The following is a 17,213-nucleotide window of genomic DNA, read 5'->3' on the forward strand; positions in this document are numbered from 1 at the left end:
CAACGAGAAGTCGCGCAAGGGCAAGATCGACCCCCTGATCGGCCGTCACGCCGAGGTCGAGCGGGCCATCCAGATCCTGTGCCGCCGGACCAAGAACAACCCGCTGCTGGTCGGCGACCCCGGCGTCGGCAAGACCGCCATCGCCGAGGGCCTGGCCCGCAAGATCGTCAACCACGAAGTCCCGGAGGTGCTGGAAGGCGCCACAATCTACAGCCTCGACATGGGGGCGCTGCTGGCCGGTACCCGCTATCGCGGCGACTTCGAGGAGCGGCTGAAACAGGTCGTCAAGGAGCTGGAGACGCACGACAACGCCATCCTCTTCATCGACGAAATTCATACGGTGATCGGCGCCGGCGCGACTTCGGGCGGGGCCATGGACGCCTCCAACCTGCTCAAGCCGGCGCTGGCCTCGGGCAGCCTGCGCTGCATGGGCTCGACCACCTACAAGGAATACCGCCAGCATTTCGAGAAGGACCGGGCCCTGGCCCGTCGCTTCCAGAAGATCGACGTCAATGAGCCGACGGTCGAGGACACGATCAAGATCCTGAAAGGTCTCAAGACCTCGTACGAAGGCCACCACAAACTGCGCTACACCGACGCGGCCCTGCGCACGGCGGTCGAGCTGTCGGCCCGCTACATGACCGACCGCAAACTGCCGGACAAGGCGATCGACGTCATCGACGAAGCGGGCGCCAGCCAGATGTTGCTGCCCGAGTCCAAGCGCAAGAAGGTCATCGGCCAGAAGGAGGTCGAGGTCGTCATCGCCCGCATGGCCCGCATTCCGGCCAAATCGGTCTCCAAATCCGACACCGAGGGGCTGCGCGCGCTGGAAGCCGATCTGAACCGGGTCGTCTTCGGCCAGTCGTCGGCCATCGAACAGGTCTCGGCGGCCATGAAACTGGCCCGCGCGGGGCTGCGCGATTCGTCCAAGCCCATCGGTGCCTTCCTGTTCAGCGGCCCGACCGGGGTCGGCAAGACCGAGGTGGCCAAGCAACTGGCGTCGACGCTCGGCATCGAGATGCTGCGCTTTGACATGAGCGAATACATGGAGCGGCACACCGTCAGCCGGTTGATCGGCGCGCCTCCGGGCTATGTCGGCCATGACCAGGGGGGCCTGCTCACCGACGCCGTCGACCAGCATCCCCACGCCGTGGTCCTGCTGGACGAGATCGAGAAGGCCCACCCCGACGTCTACAACATCCTGCTGCAGGTGATGGACAACGGCATGCTGACCGACGCGGTCGGCAAGAAGGTCGATTTCAGGAACACCATCCTGATCATGACCACCAATGCCGGGGCCGCCGACAACGCCCGCGCCTCGATCGGCTTCGGCCGGGGTAAGGTCGAGGGCGAGGACGACAAGGCCATCCAGCGCCTGTTCGCGCCCGAGTTCCGCAACCGTCTGGACGCCATCGTCGCCTTCAAGGCGCTGGACGCCGACACGATCAAGTCGGTGGTGACCAAATTCATCCTGCAGCTGGAAGTCCAGCTGGCGGACCGCAACATCACCATCGAACTGACCGACGAGGCCGCCGACTGGCTGGCCAAGAACGGCTTCGACGAACTGTATGGCGCGCGCCCGCTGGCCCGGACCATCCAGGAGCATATCAAGAAGCCGCTGGCCGACGACATCCTGTTCGGACGGCTGACGCGCGGCGGCCATGTCAAGGTGGCGCTGAAGGACGGCAAGATCGACTTCGAGGTCGCGCCGTCCAGCCCCGCCCAGGTCAAGGCCTCGCGGGCGGCGGACCAGGTGGTCGACTAGACCCGCGACCCGCTGAAACGCAGAAGGCCCGGGCATCGCTGCCCGGGCCTTTTACTTTGTCGACAAGGTGGAAGACCCTAGACCACTTTTGCTTCAGGTCGAATCGACCTGAATCCAAAAAATGGTCCAGAATCATGCTGGAGAGAAATCTGAGCCTTGATGCACTGCGTCCATCAAGACCGATTTCGCTCTAGCGGCGGCGACCCATGCCGCTGATCAGCACGGCCAGACCGGCGACGATGCCGGTGGTCAGCAGCGGCTTGCGGCGGGCGAAGTCCAGACCCCGACGGGCATTGTCCTGATACTGGGCCGGGGCCTTGGCGACCAGACCGTCGAGCCCGTCGATGACCCGGCCATAGGCGTCGCGCGCCTGGCCCTTCACTTCGTTGAACTTGCCGTCGAATTGCAGCTTGGCGTCGCCCGTCATACGGCCGAGGCCGGACTGGGTGTTGCCGGTCAGGGTGTCGGCGGCACCGTCGATGCGTGGGTCGGTCATGGGGAAATCCTTGGCTTGGAAAGGCGCGGGGAGGCCTCCTCAGATAGTGCATATCGGGAGCGGGAGTTCCTGCGGCAAGGTGTCCAAAGCACCCTTCTCCCGCGAGGGGAGAAGGGAATGCCGCTCACCCCACCTTCACCCGCGTCGCCGCCTCCGGCAAATCCTCCCCGAACGCCCGCTGGTAGAACTCCGCGATCGTCGGCCGCTCCAGCTCGTCGCATTTGTTCAGGAACGTCAGCCGGAACGCCAACCCCACATCCCCCGCGAAGATCGTCGCGTTCTGGGCCCAGGTGATGACGGTTCGGGGGCTCATGACGGTCGAGATGTCGCCGTTCATGAAGGCGTTCCTCGTCATGTCGGCGACGCGGACCATGGCGGCGATGGCGCGCTTGCCCTCGGCGGTGTTCCACTCGGGAGCCTTGGCGGTGACGATCTCGGCCTCGACGTCGTGGTCGAGGTAGTTGAGCGTGGTGACGATGTTCCAGCGGTCCATCTGACCCTGATTGATCTGCTGGGTGCCGTGATACAGGCCCGAGGTGTCGCCCAGGCCGATGGTGTTGGTGGTCGCGAACAGGCGGAAGAACGGGTTTGGCCGGATGACCCGGTTCTGGTCCAGCAGGGTCAGGCGGCCTTGCGCCTCCAGCACGCGCTGGATCACGAACATCACATCGGGGCGGCCTGCGTCATATTCGTCGAAACACAGGGCGATCGGGCGCTGGATGGCCCAGGGCAGCATGCCCTCGCGGAATTCGGTGATCTGTTTGCCGTCCTTGAGGACGATGGCGTCCTTGCCGACCAGGTCGATGCGGCTGACGTGGCTGTCGAGGTTTACCCGCACCATCGGCCAGTTCAGCCGCGCGGCGACCTGTTCGATATGCGTCGACTTGCCGGTGCCGTGATAGCCCTGGACCATGACGCGGCGGTCGTGGGCGAAGCCGGCGCAGATGGCGAGCGTCGTCTGCGGGTCGAAGCGATAGGCCTCGTCGATCTCGGGCACATGGCTGTCGCGCGCGGTGAAGACCGGCACGGTCATGTCGGAATCGACGTCGAAGATCTCGCGCACCGTGGCGTGGCGATGGGGTTCGAGGGTCAGCAGGGGATCGGAGGAGGCCCCGGGAGCAGAGTCGGCGAGGGAGGTCATGGATGTGCGATTAGCGCAGGGCGGATGACACTTAAACCCCGCGCGTTTCGACGGTGGTCTTGAAAGGGTGCCGTGTATGCTTGGGGAGCCCCGAAGGCGGGCACCCGGATTATGCCAGCCCCGCCTTCTTCAGCGTCTTGTAGGCTTTGATGACACTCTGCAACTTGGCCTCGGCGCCGCGATCGCCCTGGTTCAGGTCGGGGTGGAAGCGTTTCAGCATCTCGTGATAGCGGGCCTTGATGCCCGCCTTGTCGGTGCGGGCGTCCAGATCGAGGTCGGTCAGCGCCGCGCGCTCGAGCTTGCCGAGGCGCAGGTTGTCCTCTCCCGCGGGACCGACCTGTTCCTTCATGCGACGGCCGAACAAGCCGAAGCTGTCGTGCATGCCGCCGGTGCCCTTGGTATTGGCCTTGCCCATCCTGGCCGCGAAGGCGGCGGCTTCGCGGCTGTTCTTGCCCGCCTTCATTTCCCAGGTCGGGCGGCCACCGGTCATGGCCTCGTTTTCCTTGGCCGCGCGGACTTCGCCGTCGCTCATGCCGGCATAGAAATTCCAGCCCTTGTTGTACTCGCCCGCATGGCGCTGGCAGAAATCATAGAAGTCGTTCAGCCGCTCGCGCGACTTGGGCGCCTTGGCCGTGGCCGCCTGTCGGCAGTCCGGCCAGTGGCAAGACTTTTCGCCGGGCTTCAGGTGCAGGACGTCGGCTGCCGCCGCCTCCTCTTCGGGGCGGGGCGGCTTGATCCGCATATCCTTGAAGCGCGGCGTGTATTGAAAGGCAGATGACATCGAACCAACTGTAGGGCTGAATTGGTCACCAACAAGGACGCAACCATGACGCAGGGCCCGATCGCGGCGATTATTCGCGAAAAACTGACGGCGGGCCTCTTTCCGGAGCGTCTTGAGATCGAGGACGACAGCGCGCGGCACGCCGGACACCATCACGAGGGGGGCATGGATGGCCGGCCCGGTGGCGAGAGTCATTTCAATCTGACGGTCGTCTCGGCCGCCTTCGAGGGCCGTGGCCGGGTTGAACGTCAGCGCATCGTCAACGGCCTGTTGCGCGACGAACTGGCCGGACCGGTGCACGCCTTGTCGATCCGGGCGCTGACGCCGGTCGAGGTCGCGGGCGGCGGGCCTGGATAAGGACGCAGAACGGCGTTCGCCATGCGGACGTCACTGTTCACCTCGTCTTAGAGACTTCCTCATAGCGTTCCTGCGGGATTTGGGGGCGTTCGCATGGTGGAATCCGACGGGATTGGAAACGCGACCGCTGGGGAACAGGAGCCGGGCGAGGCCGCACAGGCCCTGCGCGCGATCCTTCAGACCCGGTATCTCCGCTATATGATCATCGCCAGCTGGGCCCTCGGCCTGCTGGCCGTTGTGAGTCCGGTCGTCGCCGTCGTCTGGTTCTGCATGACGGTCGCCGCCGGTGCCCTGCGCGGCGAGGTTGAGCGTCGCATCAGCAAGCGCGTCGGCTCGGGCTGGGGTCTGGTCTTCCCCGCCGTCGCCACCGCCACCACCGCCGCCTGGGCCGTCGCGCCCGTGCTGGCGTGGTTCTCGGGTCACCCCTTCAGCCATCCGCTCGGCATGGCCTTGTTGATTTCCGGCTATTTGTTGGTGTTCGCGCAACTGCGCAGCTCGCCCAAACAGGCTTTCGTCATCTCGTCTCCCTATGGCGTGGCCGCGGCGGTGATCGCCGGCTCGCTGTGGGGGACAGCGCTGTTCTTGCCCTTCATCGCCGTTGTGCCCTTTACGGCCGCGGGCATGTTCGTGCTCGTGACCATGACCATGCTGCGCGAGGAACGCATCCGTGCCTTCCAGGAGCATCAGGCCCATCTGATCCAGGAGCTGGAGGCCGCGCGCGACAAGGCCAACGCCGCCAGCGAGGCCAAGTCCACCTTCCTGGGCGTCATCTCGCATGAGCTGCGCACGCCCATGAACGGCGTGCTCGGCGCAGCGCAACTGCTGGGCGCGACCCGGCTGGAAGCGACCCAGCGCGAATATCTGTCTATCATCCGCAACTCGGGCGACAACCTTCTGAGCCTGCTGAACGACATCCTCGACATGACCAAGATCGAGGCCGGAAAGATGACCTTCGAGGTCGTCGACGTCTCGCTCGACGAACTTCACAAGCGCATCACCGGGCCGTTCCAGGCCCAGGCCGAGGCCAAGGGCCTGACCTTCATCACCCGGTTCGAGGGCGAGACTCCGGCCGTGGTGAGCGGCGATCCGCTGCGCGTCTGTCAGGTGATCCACAACCTCCTGTCCAACGCCGTGAAGTTCACCGACAAGGGCGAGGTGACCTACGCCGTCCACAGCGAGCGCGTCGACGACGACACCGTGCGTTTCGATTTCGCGATCACCGATTCGGGGGCGGGCATCTCGCCGGAAGACCTGGCCCGACTGTTCCAGCCCTTCACCCAGGTGGATGCGTCCTCGACCCGGCGTTTCGGCGGCACCGGCCTGGGGCTGACCATCTCGCGGCGCATGGCCAACATCATGGGCGGCGACATCTCGGTCCGGTCCGAGGTCGGCAAGGGCTCCACCTTCACCTTCAGCGTCGTCGCCCCGGTGGTGGAATGGACGCGCCAGGAGGCGGCCCAGCCCATCGTGGCCGAGATCGACGGCGGTCGTCCCTGAAAGTCCTGGTGGTCGAGGATCACCCCGTGAACCGCATGATTCTCGAAGCCTGGATGGGCTCCGCCGGGCATACCTGCTTCACCGCCGAGAACGGCCAGATCGCGGTGGACGTGGCGACGACCCAGCGGTTCGATCTCATCGTCATGGACGTCAACATGCCCGTGATGGACGGCCTGACCGCCACGCGCGCCATCCGCGCCGTTCCCGGCACGAATCGGGACACCCCTATCGTCGTCCTGTCGGCCTCGGCGCGCAGCGAGGACCACGTGGCGGGCCTGCAAGCGGGCGCGGACGCCTATCTCAACAAGCCGATCGACTTCGTTGCCCTGGCTGCGGTCATGAACCGCGTCGGCGGCGGTCGCGCGGCCGTCCGCGACAGGGTCGATCCGGTCGAGGCCGCAGCAGCGGCCTGATCCGCTCTGTCACCGCAGGCCTGTCGCCAGGACGTCGGTCGGCCAGTCAGAGACGTCCCGAAGGGTGACCTTCGGAGTGTTTTCGCGTTCAGGCATCACTTCCACTAGATGAGGTCGGATGCGCGCCTTCGCCGAACTTCTGGACAGACTGTCTCTGACGGCGTCGCGCAACGCGAAGCTGGTGCTGCTGCGGGATTATTTGCTGGCGACGCCGGACCCTGACCGAGGCTGGGCGCTGGCGGCCCTGACGGGCGACCTGACCTTCGACGCGGCCAAGCCCGCCATGATCCGCAAGGCGGTCGAGGCTCGCGTCGACTCGGTGTTGTTCGGCTGGTCCTATGACTATGTCGGCGATCTGGCCGAGACGGTCGCGCTGATCTGGCCGCGCGATCCGAACCATCGCCCCAACCGTGAGCCCGGCCTCGGCGAAGTGGTGGAGGCGCTGCGCGCCGCCGGACGCGGCGAGGTGAGGGGGCTTCTGGAAGGCTGGCTGGACGCGCTGGAGCCCAAGGCGCGTTGGGCCTTGTTGAAACTGATGACCGGCGGTCTGCGCGTGGGTCTTTCGGCGCGTCTGGCCAAGACGGCCGCGGCGATGATGCGACCGCCCGTTTTCAGCGACCCCCCCGACCCTGACGGTGGCGAGGCCGTGGTGGCGCTGCGTCCGGTGGAGGTGTCCGACATCGAGGAAGTCTGGCACGCCCTGTCGCCGCCCTATGCGGACCTGTTCGCGTGGCTGGAAGGCCGGGCGGACCAGCCCGATGCGAACGCCCCCGGCCGGTTCCGCCCGGTGATGCTGGCCGTGGCCCTGGACGAGGCCGTGGATTTCGCCAGGCTGGCTCCGGCCGACCACGCTGCGGAATGGAAGTGGGATGGAATCCGCGTGCAGGCGGTCCGGGAAAGCGGCGTGGAAAAATTGTACTCCCGCACCGGCGATGAGATCTCCGGCGCCTTCCCGGACCTCATGCAGGCCTTGACGTTCGAGGGCGCGCTGGACGGGGAACTGGTCGTCTGGCGCGACGGCGTGGTTGCGCCGTTCGGCGACTTGCAGCAGCGGCTGAACCGCAAGACCGTGGACGCCAAGGTCATGGCCGCCTTTCCGGCCGCCATCGTGGCCTATGACGTTCTGGCTGAGGCGGGCGAGGACTTGCGCGGCCTGACGCTGCGCGAACGCCGCGCGCGGCTGGAGACGCTGGTCGCGACCCACGATGGAGAAAGGCTGCGCCTGTCGCCGCTGGTGCCCTATGCCGATTGGGACGCGCTGGCCCTGCTGCGCGCCGATCCACCCGTCGGCGCGGCGGCGGAAGGCCTGATGCTGAAGCGCTGGGACAGCGTCTACGTCGCCGGTCGGCCAAAGGGGCCATGGTTCAAGTGGAAGCGCGATCCGCACGTCATCGACGCCGTCCTGATGTATGCCCAGCGCGGTCACGGAAAGCGGTCCAGCTTCTATTCCGACTACACGTTCGGAGTCTGGACTCCCGAGGGCGCGCTGACGCCGGTCGGCAAATCCTATTTCGGCTTCACCGACGAGGAGCTGAAGCAACTCGACAAATTCGTGCGCGACCACACCGTCGACCGCTTTGGACCCGTGCGGTCGGTGCGCGCCGAGCGGGACTTTGGCCTGGTGCTGGAGATCGCCTTCGAGGGCCTGCAGCGTTCGACGCGGCACAAATCCGGGGTCGCCATGCGGTTTCCCCGCGTCAGCCGCATCCGCTGGGACAAGCCCGCTCGTGAGGCTAATACGATTGGGGATGTGATCGACCTGTTGGACGCCATGGAGGGCGGAGGGGGCAGGGTGGCTCAGCCTCGCACGGCCTGAACCGCCAGGGGTTTTTTGAAGCGCCAGTCGCGATCAATAGTCTCTGTCACTCCAATCAGCTGCAGGAATGTGATCACGGCGATCGCGCCGACGACCACGCCTGCCTCGATCACGGGAGACGCTTCGATCAGCAACGGCAGCACGGCCCAACGCGCGGGGAAAGGCATGACGTTGACATTGGGGTCGATCTTCAAGTGCGGGCAGTGTTTCAGCGACTGCTCCACGCAGGCGCGATGCAGCGGCGCGATGGACCCGGCGTCGAGCACCACGCGGCGGTCCTCGATCTCGCGCGTAAGCCCCGCGGCCCTGCCGCCGCGTCTCAACACCCCTGCGGGCGTGAGCCGCGCGACCTGCGTCCATCGGTCATCAGGCGGCGTCGGCTCGCCGCACATCGGGCACAGCATGTGCAGCACCGTCTGGCGCTGCCGGCCGAGGTGGTTTCGCGAGTACTGCGGCTTGCCGTAGCCGGCGTTCTGAACCTGCACCAGGGCTGGCTGGCCATTCACCGTGGGGCAGGGGCGAACGCCCACGACCGGCTCTTCGGTCCAGCTGGTCACCCAAGGCACGTCGATTCCAACTTTGAGATTAGATTTCAGCATGGCCGACCCCTCCGTTCCAGCCATCGCTCATGTCGGAGACCCAGGCAATATTGCCGCGTCCGGGGTTGAAACCGGGCGACAGGCGGCAGACCCGGCTTATGTCTTCCATCGTCGCTCCCCTGAACGAAGCGGTCGCCGCCGGCCAGAAGGCCGCAGTGGTCGATACCGCCATGATCGCCAGGATCACCGCCATGGCCGGCGATTTCGCGATCAACCTGTCCGTCGCCCTGATCATCCTGATCGTCACCGTCTTCGCCGCGCGCTGGGCGGCGGGCGCGTGAGAAGGTCCTGTCGGATCGCGAGCCCAGGGCCGGGGTGATGGCGCTGCTGGACAGTTCGGTGGAGATGACCCTGCATGGCTTGACCGGGTCGGACGATGACTGGCAGGCGAGGGCCGACGTTCTCCGGGCCGACGTTCTCCGTGCCGACGTTCTCCGGGACGCCAAGGAGGCGCTGGACGCCGCCGGCATCGAAATTCCCTTCCCGCATCAGGTCGCCGTGGCTTATGGCGAAGGAGACGAAGTCGAGGCGACGCCGCCGCCCAAGGCCCGTCGCGGCCGCTCAAGCGATCCTTCGCCGGGCGCGGCGCATCAGGACAGCGGCAGCGAGGGCTGAGACGTGCGTTACGACTTCGGATCGGACAATACGTCGGGCATGGCTCCCGCCGCGCTTAAGGCGCTGGTCCAGGCCAACGCAGGCTATGCCCCGTCCTATGGTGCCGACGACGTAACCGCGCGGGCGGCCGACCATATTCGCCGTCGTCTGGACGCCGACGCCGAGATCAGGTTCGTCTTCTCGGGCACGGCCGCCAACGCCATCGCCCTGTCTATGCTGGCCTGGCCGCATGAGGCGGTGCTGGCCCACCATGCCGCCCACATCTGCACGGATGAGACCGGTGCCCCGGGTTTCTTCGGCCAAGGGGTCGGCCTGATCGGTCTGCCGGGCTTTTCGGGCAAGATCGATCCTGCTGCGCTGAACGCCGCCCTGGAAGAACCCGAGGTAGGTCATCGCCAGCCGCCTGCGGCGCTCAGCCTGACCCAATCGACCGAATACGGCACGGTCTACACCGAGGAAGAGCTGCGCCACCTGATCGAGCCGGCGAAGCTGAAGGGCTGCGGCGTGCACCTGGACGGGGCGCGGCTGGCCAATGCCGCGGCGGGAGGATTCGATCTGACCCAGATCGCGCGCCTGGGCGTGGACGTGCTGGTGTTCGGCGGAGCCAAGGCCGGGGCCAACTGCACAGAAGCCATCGTCATGTTCGACAAGAGCCTCGCCCGCCGGATCGACAACCGTCTGAAACAGGCCGGACAGACGGCCTCCAAGGCGCGCTTCCTCGCCGCGCCCTTCCTCGGGCTGCTGGAAACCAATGCGTGGGAGGACGGCGCGGCCCACGCCAATCTGATGGCCCAGCGGCTGGCGGCGGGCATCGCCACGCGCTCGTCCTTCAGCCTGGCGCATCCGGTCGAGGCCAACGCAGTCTTCGTTCGCATCCCCCCCGAGGCGCAGGAACGACTGAACGCCATGGGCTGGGCCTGTTACCGCTTCGACGACGGCTCGGTGCGGTTCGTCTGCTCCTGGGCGACGGAGGAAGCGGCCGTGGATGAACTTTCGCAGGCCATCGCAACGCTTTGAGCGCTTCGTTCATTGAACCGAGACCATGCCAGCCTTAAACAGAACAAATCATGACTATTTCCCCCTTGCGGCGGGGTATTCGGGTGCGGAGACAATCATGAACGCGTTGTCGCCTGTCACCGGCCGGACGGCGGAAGATTTCGCCGCCTATGAGTCCGTCCGCGCCGCCATGCCCGGGCTGGCGGAGCCCCTGAGCCCCGAGGACCTGTCCGCCCAGTCCATGCCGGACTGCAGTCCGGGCAAATGGCATCTGGCGCACACGAGCTGGTTCTTCGAGGCCATGCTGCTGTCGGAACAGACAGGCTATGAGCCGGTCGATCCCCGCTTCCAGATCCTGTTCAACAGCTATTACGAGGCACTGGGCCACCGCGTGGACCGCCACGAGCGTGGTCTCATGACCCGGCCGGATTTGACCGAGGTCCTGGCGTATCGGCGAGAGATCGACCGGCGTGTGGAGCACTGGCTGGCGCAAGGGCCGCTCAACGCCCGCAGTCGCTATCTGTTCGTGCTCGGGCTGCATCATGAGCAGCAGCATCAGGAACTGTTCTTGATGGACATCCTGAACCTGATGTCGCGCTCGCCGCTGGACCCGACCGCCTATGCCGATGAGCCGCGTCCCTCGCTGCCGGATCTGCCTCGGGGAGGCAGCGTCCGTTTCGACGGCGGCTTGGTCGAGATCGGCCATTCGGCTTCGAGCTTCGCCTTCGACAATGAAGGACCGTCGCACAGGGTCTGGCTGGAGCCCTATGCCCTGGCGTCCGATCTGGTGACCAACGGCGACTGGTTGGCCTTCATCCGCGACGGCGGCTACGCCCGGCCGGAGCTGTGGCTGGCCGACGGCTGGACCACGGTGAAGGCCGAGGGCTGGCGCGCCCCCCTGTACTGGCGCGAGGATGGCGAGGTGTGGTCGTTGATGACGCTCGCGGGCCGTCTGTGCGTCGACCCGGCCGCTCCCGTACGGCACGTCAGCTTCTATGAGGCCGACGCCTATGCCCGTTGGGCCGGCAAGCGGCTGCCGACCGAGGCGGAATGGGAGCATGCGGCGCGATGTCGCCCCGAGGCCTTCTCCAACGCGTTCGGCGAGGTCTGGCAGTGGACCTCCAGCGCCTACGCCCCATATCGCGGGTTCCGGCCGACCGAAGGCACGGCGTCGGAGTACAACGGCAAGTTCATGGCCAATCAGATGGTGCTGCGGGGATCGTCCTTCGCGACACCGGCGGGGCATGAACGGGTCAGCTACCGCAACTTCTTCTATCCGCAGCAAAGGTGGGCCTTCATGGGACTGAGACTGGCCGAAGATTCAGCGCCTCCGCCCTCGCGCGCCGGTCGGGACGGGGAGACGGCGCGTTTTCGCCGCGACCTGATCGCCGGGCTGACCAGGACCCCGAAAGCCCTGTCGCCGAAATGGCTCTACGACGCCGAAGGCTCGCGCTTGTTCGAGGAGATCACGCGCCTGCCGGAATACTATCCGACCCGGCAGGAGGCGTCTCTGCTGCGCCGGGTCGCGCCGTCGTGGGCGACGCGTTTCGGCGACGGCGCGGTTCTGGTCGAGTTCGGCTCGGGGGCCAGCGAGAAGACCCGCATCGTCTTGGATGCCTCACCGGATATGGTCGCCTACGTTCCCATCGATATCAGCGCCGATGCGCTGGACGCCGCCGCACGCCGGATCGCGGACACCTATCCCCGCTTGAGGGTCTCGCCGCTGGTCGGGGACTTCCTCCACCTCGGTGCCTTGCCGTCCGGCATCGGCCAGGGTCGCCGCGTTGGCTTCTTCCCCGGCTCCACCATTGGTAATCTCGACCCCGACGAGGCGGTAGCCTTCCTCAAGGCCGCACGCGGCCTTCTCGGCGATGGGGCGCTGTTCGTGCTCGGCGCCGATCTGGTCAAGCCGCAAGACATTCTGATCGCCGCCTATGACGACGCCCAGGGCGTGACGGCGGCTTTCAACCGCAACCTTCTGGCGCGCGCCAATCGGGAATTGGGAGCGACCTTCGACGTGGACGCCTTCGTTCACAGGGCTGTCTGGAATGCAGGTGCGTCGCGCATGGAAATGCACCTTGAAGCGACGAGCGATATGGTGGTCGAAATCGATGACCGGATCATCGACTTCCGCGCGGGCGAGGCGATCCACACCGAGAACTCACGCAAATTCACCGAGGACAGCCTGCGGTCACTCGCCGAGTCCGGAGGGTGGAAGGTCTCGGCCTTCGAGACGGGCCCGGAACCCTCGGTGGCGCTGGCCCTGTTGGAGGCCTGACACGACAAGGACGGCGCCGTCACCGGCACCGTCCTTCATCCGGATGCCACCGAAGGCCTATTCAGACGGGGGAACCGGCCCCTTGGCGCGCGAACCGTGCGAAGCCTCGCCACCCTTGCGGCCCGCCTGCGCGGCCAAGCTGCGATCCTGCGAGAAGCTGCGCTTTTCGCTCGGCACACTGGCCCCACCCTTGCGCGCGATCTCGCGCTGGCGTTCCGGGTCCATGGAGGCAAAGCCCCTTTTCGAAACACCTGAGGCTCGGTTTGTCTGGCCTTGAGGCATGGTAAAAGTCCTTTCCTGGCGTTGCACTAGGGTTGATCAGTGAACCCCCTGTCGGTCCTGCGGTTCCGGTCGCGCTTTCACGTAAATGCGAGCGAATCACAGGACTTGGCAGCGAGCGACCGTCAAAGGACGGCTTGTGGTGGCGGATAGTCGCCACCCTCCCGACCTTGCTCGAATTGCGGGATTTCGTCGGGCACACCCGAGGGGTCGATATCTGGCCCGGGCGTGTCGGGCGGAGTCACGTCTGGCTCGGACGGCGCGGGAATGTCGGGGTCGGTGTGGGTCATGGCGAGCTCCTTGTGCAGAGGAAACGTGCCGACGGTCGCCGTGTTCAATCACGATTGAGGGTGAAGTGATCCGGCGCGGAACCGCGTGGGTCCGGGACTGTTGAAAAGCCGAACCTACCCCAACCGGAGCATCGTCATGACCGATCCCTATACCTCGACCACCGTCACTGAAGACATCGACGACGCCGTCGACACGACCGCTGCTGATCTCGACCGGCAGGCCGACGCCATCCTGGCCGAAGGCGAGAACCGGAACTTCGACGCGCCCCCGCTGCGTCAAGCCGTGCGCCGGGACGCCGTCGCCGCCCGTGACTGGAGCCAGACGCGGGTCCAGCGGCTTCGCGGCGCCGTCGAGCAAGAGCCGGTGAAGGCGACGCTGGTCGCGCTGGGCGTCGGCGTGCTGATCGGTCTTCTGGCCGCGCGCTAGATTACGACGGACCGGAGGCGGGCCGCGCGATCGGTACAAGACCCATCGCTGCGTCCGAGACGAAGGGATTGGTTCGACGCTCGGCCCCGAAGGTCGAACCCGGTCCGTGTCCCGGCACGAAGGCCACGTCATCGCCCAGCGGCCAGAGCTTGGTCGTGATGGCGTTCAGAAGGGCGGCGTGATCGCTCATCGGGAAGTCGGTGCGGCCGATTGAACCCTGGAACAGGACGTCGCCGACCTGGGCGAAGCGAGCCTGGCGGTTGAAGAAGATCACGTGACCGGGGGTGTGTCCCGGGCAATGAAAGACTTCCCACGTCGTCTCGCCCAGCGTTACCGTATCGCCGTCGTCCAGCCAGCGCGTCGGGGTGAAGCTTCTGGCCTCGGGCAGACCATAGGCCTGACCCTGTTGAGGGATGCCGTCTATCCAGAACTGATCGGCCGGGTGGGGCCCGACGATGTCCAGCCCGGTCTTTTCCTGCATCTCGGCCGCGCCGCCCGCGTGATCAAGGTGGCCGTGGGTGATCCAGATGGCGTCAAGGGTCAGGTCCTGTTTCGTCACCGCGGCGAGAAGCGCGTCGACGGAGCCGCCCGGATCGATGATCGCGGCCTTCATCGTGTTGCGGCACCAGACCAGGGTGCAGTTTTGTTGCAGCGGGGTGACCGGGAAGACGGCGACGCCGATGGGGGGAGGGGACTGATCCATCCTTGCTAGATAGCGACCGATCGCGTTCGCCGAAACCGTCTCGCGTTGACCTTTGGGGCGCTGATCGACATAAGGCGGGCTTCCAAGGTGCCGCCTCCAAAGGGCGGCCCTTGTTGCTTCACCCACACCGCGCAGCGCCTGCCTGAAAGGCGCCGCCACAGAGCGTCAGAATCCCGGCCATGCAAGTCGTCGAAAAGTCCAGTGAAGGTCTCAGCCGCGTGATCGCGGTGACCATTCCAGCCTCCGAGCTGAATCAGAAGCTGGACGCCAAGCTGAAGGAAGTCGCGCCGCAGATGAAGCTGAAGGGCTTTCGTCCCGGCAAGGTGCCGATGTCGCACGTCAAGAAGACCTTCGGCCGCGACCTGATGGGTGAAATCGTCAACGACGCGCTGAACACTTCCAGCCAGAAGGCCCTCGACGACGCCAAGGTGCGCCCGGCCGCCCCGGCCGAGATGAAACTGACCTCGGACATGGACAAGGTCATCGCCGGTCAGGAAGACCTGGCCTATGAAATGGCTCTGGAAGTCATGCCCGACTTCACCCCGATCGACCCCAAGACGTTGAAGCTGAAACGCCCGGTCTATGAAGCGACTGACGCCGACCTTGACGAGGCCCTCAACGAACTGGCCGGCCAGGCCAAGTCGTACGAAGACAAGAAGGGCAAGGCCCCCAAGGCCGCCGATGGCGACGAGGTCACCATCGACTTCCTGGGCAAGCTGGACGGCGAGCCCTTCGAGGGCGGCGCGGCCGAGGATACCCAGCTGGTGATCGGCTCCAACCGTTTCATCCCCGGCTTCGAAGAGCAGCTCAAGGGGGCCAAGGTCGGCGACGAGACCGTTCTCAACGTGACCTTCCCCGAGGATTATCAGGCCAGGAATCTTGCCGGCAAGGCCGTGACCTTCGACGTCAAGGTCAAGGCCATCAAGGCCGAGGCTCCCGCCAAGGTGGACGAGGACTTCGCCAAGCGCATCGGTCTGGACTCCCTCGACAAGCTCAAGGAACTGTTGCGCGACAATCTGAACCAGCAGTACAAGGGCGCGGCTCGCTTCAAGCTGAAGCGCGCCCTGCTGGACGATCTGGACAAGGCCCACGACTTCCCCCTGCCGCCCAAGATGGTCGATGCCGAATTCGAGGGCATCTGGGGCCAGGTCCAGGCGGACAAGGAAGCCGGCAACCTGCCGCCCGAGGACGCCAGGAAGTCCGAGAAGAAGCTCAAGGAAGATTATCGCAAGATCGCCGAGCGCCGCGTGCGTCTGGGTCTGGTGCTCGCCGAGATCGGCCGCGCCAACAATGTCCAGATCACCGATCAGGAATTGAACAACGCCATCATGAACGAGGCTCGCAACTATCCGGGCCAGGAGCGTGAGGTGCTGGACTTCTATCGCCAGAACCCCAATGCCGCCGCCCAGATGCGGGCCCCGATCTACGAGGAAAAGGTCTGCGACCTGATCTTCGACTTCGCCAAGGTGACCGACAAACCGATCACCAAGGAAGAGCTGCTCAAGGAAGACGACGACATCTGATCGTCGCACTGCGATAGGCATGTTGGCCGTCCCGGTCTCCGGGGCGGGGATTTGCTTTTCAGGAGCCGCCTTGCGTCAACGCTTCTGCAACGCGATATCCAGTTCAACAGGTCGCGCCCTTTGAGTCGCGCCCAGATGCATCCCGAGAAGGCACGAATGCGCGATCCGATCGAAATGATGAACATGAACCTCGTCCCCATGGTGGTGGAGCAGTCCAGCCGGGGCGAGCGGGCCTTCGACATCTTCTCGCGCATGCTGCGCGAGCGGATCATCTTCCTGACGGGGCCGTTCGACGACGGCATGGCGTCGCTGATCTGCGCCCAACTGCTGTTCCTGGAATCGGAGAATCCGAAGAAGGAAATCTCCATGTATATCAACAGCCCGGGCGGACAGGTTTCGTCGGCGCTGGCGATCTACGACACCATGCAATACATCCGCTCGCCGGTTTCGACGGTGTGCATGGGCATGGCCGCCTCGGCCGGCTCGCTGATTCTGGCGGCCGGTGCGGCGGACCAGCGCGTGGCCCTGCCGAACGCCCGCATCATGCTGCACCAGCCCTCGGGCGGCTTCCGCGGCCAGGCCTCCGACGTCGAGCGTCATGCCGAAGACATCCGCTACACCAAGCGTCGCCTGAACGAAATCTACGTCCACCACACCGGCCGGACCTATGAAGAGGTCGAGCAGACGCTCGACCGCGACCACTTCATGAGCGCCGAGGAATCCAGGACCTGGGGCATCGTCGACCACGTCTACGACAAGCGCGAACAGGCCGAGAGCGACGGGGTGAAGACGGTCTGACGACCGGGCGGGAGAGACTCTCACCCGACCGATCCGAGATTGACGGCCTCCGGCATCCGTATCGCCGGGCGCGCGCCAACAGCGCAGGTCGGGTCCCGACTTGAACGGTCGCTGATTGAGGAAACCCTTCCCAAGCCTGATCGAGCAAATCGGCGGCGCGCTGATCCAAGCTGGTTTTGACGATCAAGGCCGTCCTCTGAAACGCCTGAACCCCGCGTCGTCGGCGATCTGGAACATCTCGGCATCCCCGGATGTGTCACCGTAGGCCGCGACCAGCCTGACATCCTCGCCATAGACCGCCCGCAGCCGCCGCACCTTTTCCTCGCCCCGGCAGTTCGGGCCGGCGAAGCCCCCGGTCACGCGATCCTGTTCGTCGAAGACCAGTTTCGTCCCGAAAAGGGCGTCCGCGTTCAGACGTCGCGCGAACGGTGCCACCGTG

20 protein-coding genes are annotated in these 17,213 nt (G+C 65.7%); 12 read left to right on the forward strand and 8 right to left on the reverse strand.

The window, feature by feature from the left end; translation table 11 throughout:
- On the forward strand, positions 1-1,765 hold a 1,765-nt coding region (locus ACESMO_RS08550; protein ID WP_372707737.1), incomplete at its 5' end, for an AAA family ATPase.
- A gap of 190 nt (positions 1,766-1,955) precedes the next feature.
- On the opposite strand, the gene ACESMO_RS08555 is transcribed toward ACESMO_RS08550, so the two are convergent.
- The 3 genes from ACESMO_RS08555 to ACESMO_RS08565 all read right to left on the reverse strand — a co-directional run bounded on the left by ACESMO_RS08555 (position 1,956) and on the right by ACESMO_RS08565 (position 4,183).
- The gene (locus tag ACESMO_RS08555) at positions 1,956-2,261 is read right to left on the reverse strand and encodes a CsbD family protein (protein WP_372707738.1); all 306 of its coding nucleotides are present in this window, start codon (positions 2,259-2,261) and stop codon (positions 1,956-1,958) included.
- A 124-nt stretch (positions 2,262-2,385) separates the two neighbouring features.
- The gene (gene cobS / locus ACESMO_RS08560; protein ID WP_372707739.1) at positions 2,386-3,402 is read right to left on the reverse strand and encodes a cobaltochelatase subunit CobS; all 1,017 of its coding nucleotides are present in this window, start codon (positions 3,400-3,402) and stop codon (positions 2,386-2,388) included.
- A 109-nt stretch (positions 3,403-3,511) separates the two neighbouring features.
- Entirely contained in the window at positions 3,512-4,183 is a 672-nt protein-coding gene (locus ACESMO_RS08565; protein ID WP_372707740.1) for a J domain-containing protein, read from the reverse strand.
- Between the two features lie 45 nt (positions 4,184-4,228).
- Between ACESMO_RS08565 and ACESMO_RS08570 the strand changes: the two genes are divergently transcribed.
- The 4 genes from ACESMO_RS08570 to ACESMO_RS08585 all read left to right on the forward strand — a co-directional run bounded on the left by ACESMO_RS08570 (position 4,229) and on the right by ACESMO_RS08585 (position 8,266).
- Positions 4,229-4,540 (forward strand): BolA family protein, encoded by a 312-nt coding sequence (locus ACESMO_RS08570; protein WP_372707741.1) that lies wholly within the window; start codon positions 4,229-4,231, stop codon positions 4,538-4,540.
- Positions 4,541-4,633: 93 nt separating this feature from the next.
- A complete protein-coding gene (locus ACESMO_RS08575; RefSeq protein WP_372707742.1) occupies positions 4,634-6,037 on the forward strand; it encodes an ATP-binding protein in 1,404 nt (467 codons plus the stop codon).
- A 35-nt stretch (positions 6,038-6,072) separates the two neighbouring features.
- Positions 6,073-6,450, forward strand: coding sequence for a response regulator (locus ACESMO_RS08580; protein ID WP_372707756.1), 378 nt, complete (start codon positions 6,073-6,075; stop codon positions 6,448-6,450).
- A gap of 118 nt (positions 6,451-6,568) precedes the next feature.
- Positions 6,569-8,266, forward strand: a complete 1,698-nt coding sequence (locus ACESMO_RS08585; protein ID WP_372707743.1) for a cisplatin damage response ATP-dependent DNA ligase — start codon at positions 6,569-6,571, stop codon at positions 8,264-8,266.
- Here ACESMO_RS08585 and ACESMO_RS08590 read toward each other — a convergent pair.
- Entirely contained in the window at positions 8,248-8,865 is a 618-nt protein-coding gene (locus ACESMO_RS08590) for a hypothetical protein (protein WP_372707744.1), read from the reverse strand. The two genes, ACESMO_RS08585 and ACESMO_RS08590, sit on opposite strands and share 19 nt — an antisense overlap.
- Before the next feature lie 98 nt (positions 8,866-8,963).
- On the opposite strand from ACESMO_RS08590, the gene ACESMO_RS08595 reads away from it, so the two are divergent.
- From ACESMO_RS08595 to egtB, 4 genes are all read left to right on the forward strand, one after another.
- Positions 8,964-9,146, forward strand: a complete 183-nt coding sequence (locus ACESMO_RS08595; RefSeq protein WP_372707745.1) for a hypothetical protein — start codon at positions 8,964-8,966, stop codon at positions 9,144-9,146.
- 37 nt (positions 9,147-9,183) lie between these two features.
- Positions 9,184-9,480 carry a hypothetical protein gene (locus ACESMO_RS08600; protein WP_372707746.1) on the forward strand — a complete coding sequence of 99 codons (297 nt, stop codon included), beginning with the start codon at positions 9,184-9,186 and terminating at the stop codon, positions 9,478-9,480.
- A 3-nt stretch (positions 9,481-9,483) separates the two neighbouring features.
- Positions 9,484-10,497 (forward strand): low specificity L-threonine aldolase, encoded by a 1,014-nt coding sequence (locus tag ACESMO_RS08605; RefSeq protein ID WP_372707747.1) that lies wholly within the window; start codon positions 9,484-9,486, stop codon positions 10,495-10,497.
- 97 nt (positions 10,498-10,594) lie between these two features.
- On the forward strand, positions 10,595-12,754 hold the full coding sequence (egtB, locus tag ACESMO_RS08610) for an ergothioneine biosynthesis protein EgtB (protein ID WP_372707748.1): 2,160 nt from the start codon (positions 10,595-10,597) through the stop codon (positions 12,752-12,754).
- A 57-nt stretch (positions 12,755-12,811) separates the two neighbouring features.
- On the opposite strand, the gene ACESMO_RS08615 is transcribed toward egtB, so the two are convergent.
- Together ACESMO_RS08615 and ACESMO_RS08620 are read right to left on the reverse strand one after the other, a co-directional pair.
- On the reverse strand, positions 12,812-13,036 hold the full coding sequence (locus ACESMO_RS08615) for a general stress protein (protein ID WP_372707749.1): 225 nt from the start codon (positions 13,034-13,036) through the stop codon (positions 12,812-12,814).
- A gap of 122 nt (positions 13,037-13,158) precedes the next feature.
- A complete protein-coding gene (locus ACESMO_RS08620; protein WP_372707750.1) occupies positions 13,159-13,323 on the reverse strand; it encodes a hypothetical protein in 165 nt (54 codons plus the stop codon).
- Between the two features lie 136 nt (positions 13,324-13,459).
- Here ACESMO_RS08620 and ACESMO_RS08625 point away from each other — a divergent pair, with 136 nt between their 5' ends.
- Positions 13,460-13,750, forward strand: a complete 291-nt coding sequence (locus ACESMO_RS08625) for a hypothetical protein (RefSeq protein WP_372707751.1) — start codon at positions 13,460-13,462, stop codon at positions 13,748-13,750.
- 1 nt (position 13,751) lies between these two features.
- Here the strand turns inward: ACESMO_RS08625 and ACESMO_RS08630 are convergent, their stop codons facing one another.
- Positions 13,752-14,453, reverse strand: a complete 702-nt coding sequence (locus ACESMO_RS08630; RefSeq protein WP_372707752.1) for an MBL fold metallo-hydrolase — start codon at positions 14,451-14,453, stop codon at positions 13,752-13,754.
- A 179-nt stretch (positions 14,454-14,632) separates the two neighbouring features.
- Between ACESMO_RS08630 and tig the strand changes: the two genes are divergently transcribed.
- Positions 14,633-15,976 (forward strand): trigger factor, encoded by a 1,344-nt coding sequence (tig, locus tag ACESMO_RS08635; RefSeq protein ID WP_372707753.1) that lies wholly within the window; start codon positions 14,633-14,635, stop codon positions 15,974-15,976.
- Positions 15,977-16,132: 156 nt separating this feature from the next.
- On the forward strand, positions 16,133-16,774 hold the full coding sequence (locus tag ACESMO_RS08640; protein WP_372707754.1) for an ATP-dependent Clp protease proteolytic subunit: 642 nt from the start codon (positions 16,133-16,135) through the stop codon (positions 16,772-16,774).
- A 183-nt stretch (positions 16,775-16,957) separates the two neighbouring features.
- Here the strand turns inward: ACESMO_RS08640 and ACESMO_RS08645 are convergent.
- Positions 16,958-17,213: HAD-IB family phosphatase (locus tag ACESMO_RS08645; RefSeq protein ID WP_372707755.1), on the reverse strand; the 256-nt coding region annotated here is incomplete at its 5' end.

This window comes from Brevundimonas sp., assembly GCF_041688735.1.
GTDB lineage: Bacteria > Pseudomonadota > Alphaproteobacteria > Caulobacterales > Caulobacteraceae > Brevundimonas.

Bases quoted from the DNA above. Each gene is read 5' to 3' on its own strand.
- ACESMO_RS08555 (WP_372707738.1), bottom strand. From the start codon at position 2,261: ATGACCGACCCACGCATCGACGGTGCCGCCGACACCCTGACCGGCAAC.
- cobS (WP_372707739.1), bottom strand. From the start codon at position 3,402: ATGACCTCCCTCGCCGACTCTGCTCCCGGGGCCTCCTCCGATCCCCTG.
- ACESMO_RS08565 (WP_372707740.1), bottom strand. From the start codon at position 4,183: ATGTCATCTGCCTTTCAATACACGCCGCGCTTCAAGGATATGCGGATC.
- ACESMO_RS08570 (WP_372707741.1), top strand. From the start codon at position 4,229: ATGACGCAGGGCCCGATCGCGGCGATTATTCGCGAAAAACTGACGGCG.
- ACESMO_RS08575 (WP_372707742.1), top strand. From the start codon at position 4,634: ATGGTGGAATCCGACGGGATTGGAAACGCGACCGCTGGGGAACAGGAG.
- ACESMO_RS08580 (WP_372707756.1), top strand. From the start codon at position 6,073: ATGATTCTCGAAGCCTGGATGGGCTCCGCCGGGCATACCTGCTTCACC.
- ACESMO_RS08585 (WP_372707743.1), top strand. From the start codon at position 6,569: ATGCGCGCCTTCGCCGAACTTCTGGACAGACTGTCTCTGACGGCGTCG.
- ACESMO_RS08590 (WP_372707744.1), bottom strand. From the start codon at position 8,865: ATGCTGAAATCTAATCTCAAAGTTGGAATCGACGTGCCTTGGGTGACC.
- ACESMO_RS08595 (WP_372707745.1), top strand. From the start codon at position 8,964: ATGTCTTCCATCGTCGCTCCCCTGAACGAAGCGGTCGCCGCCGGCCAG.
- ACESMO_RS08600 (WP_372707746.1), top strand. From the start codon at position 9,184: ATGGCGCTGCTGGACAGTTCGGTGGAGATGACCCTGCATGGCTTGACC.
- egtB (WP_372707748.1), top strand. From the start codon at position 10,595: ATGAACGCGTTGTCGCCTGTCACCGGCCGGACGGCGGAAGATTTCGCC.
- ACESMO_RS08615 (WP_372707749.1), bottom strand. From the start codon at position 13,036: ATGCCTCAAGGCCAGACAAACCGAGCCTCAGGTGTTTCGAAAAGGGGC.
- ACESMO_RS08620 (WP_372707750.1), bottom strand. From the start codon at position 13,323: ATGACCCACACCGACCCCGACATTCCCGCGCCGTCCGAGCCAGACGTG.
- ACESMO_RS08625 (WP_372707751.1), top strand. From the start codon at position 13,460: ATGACCGATCCCTATACCTCGACCACCGTCACTGAAGACATCGACGAC.
- ACESMO_RS08630 (WP_372707752.1), bottom strand. From the start codon at position 14,453: ATGGATCAGTCCCCTCCCCCCATCGGCGTCGCCGTCTTCCCGGTCACC.
- tig (WP_372707753.1), top strand. From the start codon at position 14,633: ATGCAAGTCGTCGAAAAGTCCAGTGAAGGTCTCAGCCGCGTGATCGCG.
- ACESMO_RS08640 (WP_372707754.1), top strand. From the start codon at position 16,133: ATGCGCGATCCGATCGAAATGATGAACATGAACCTCGTCCCCATGGTG.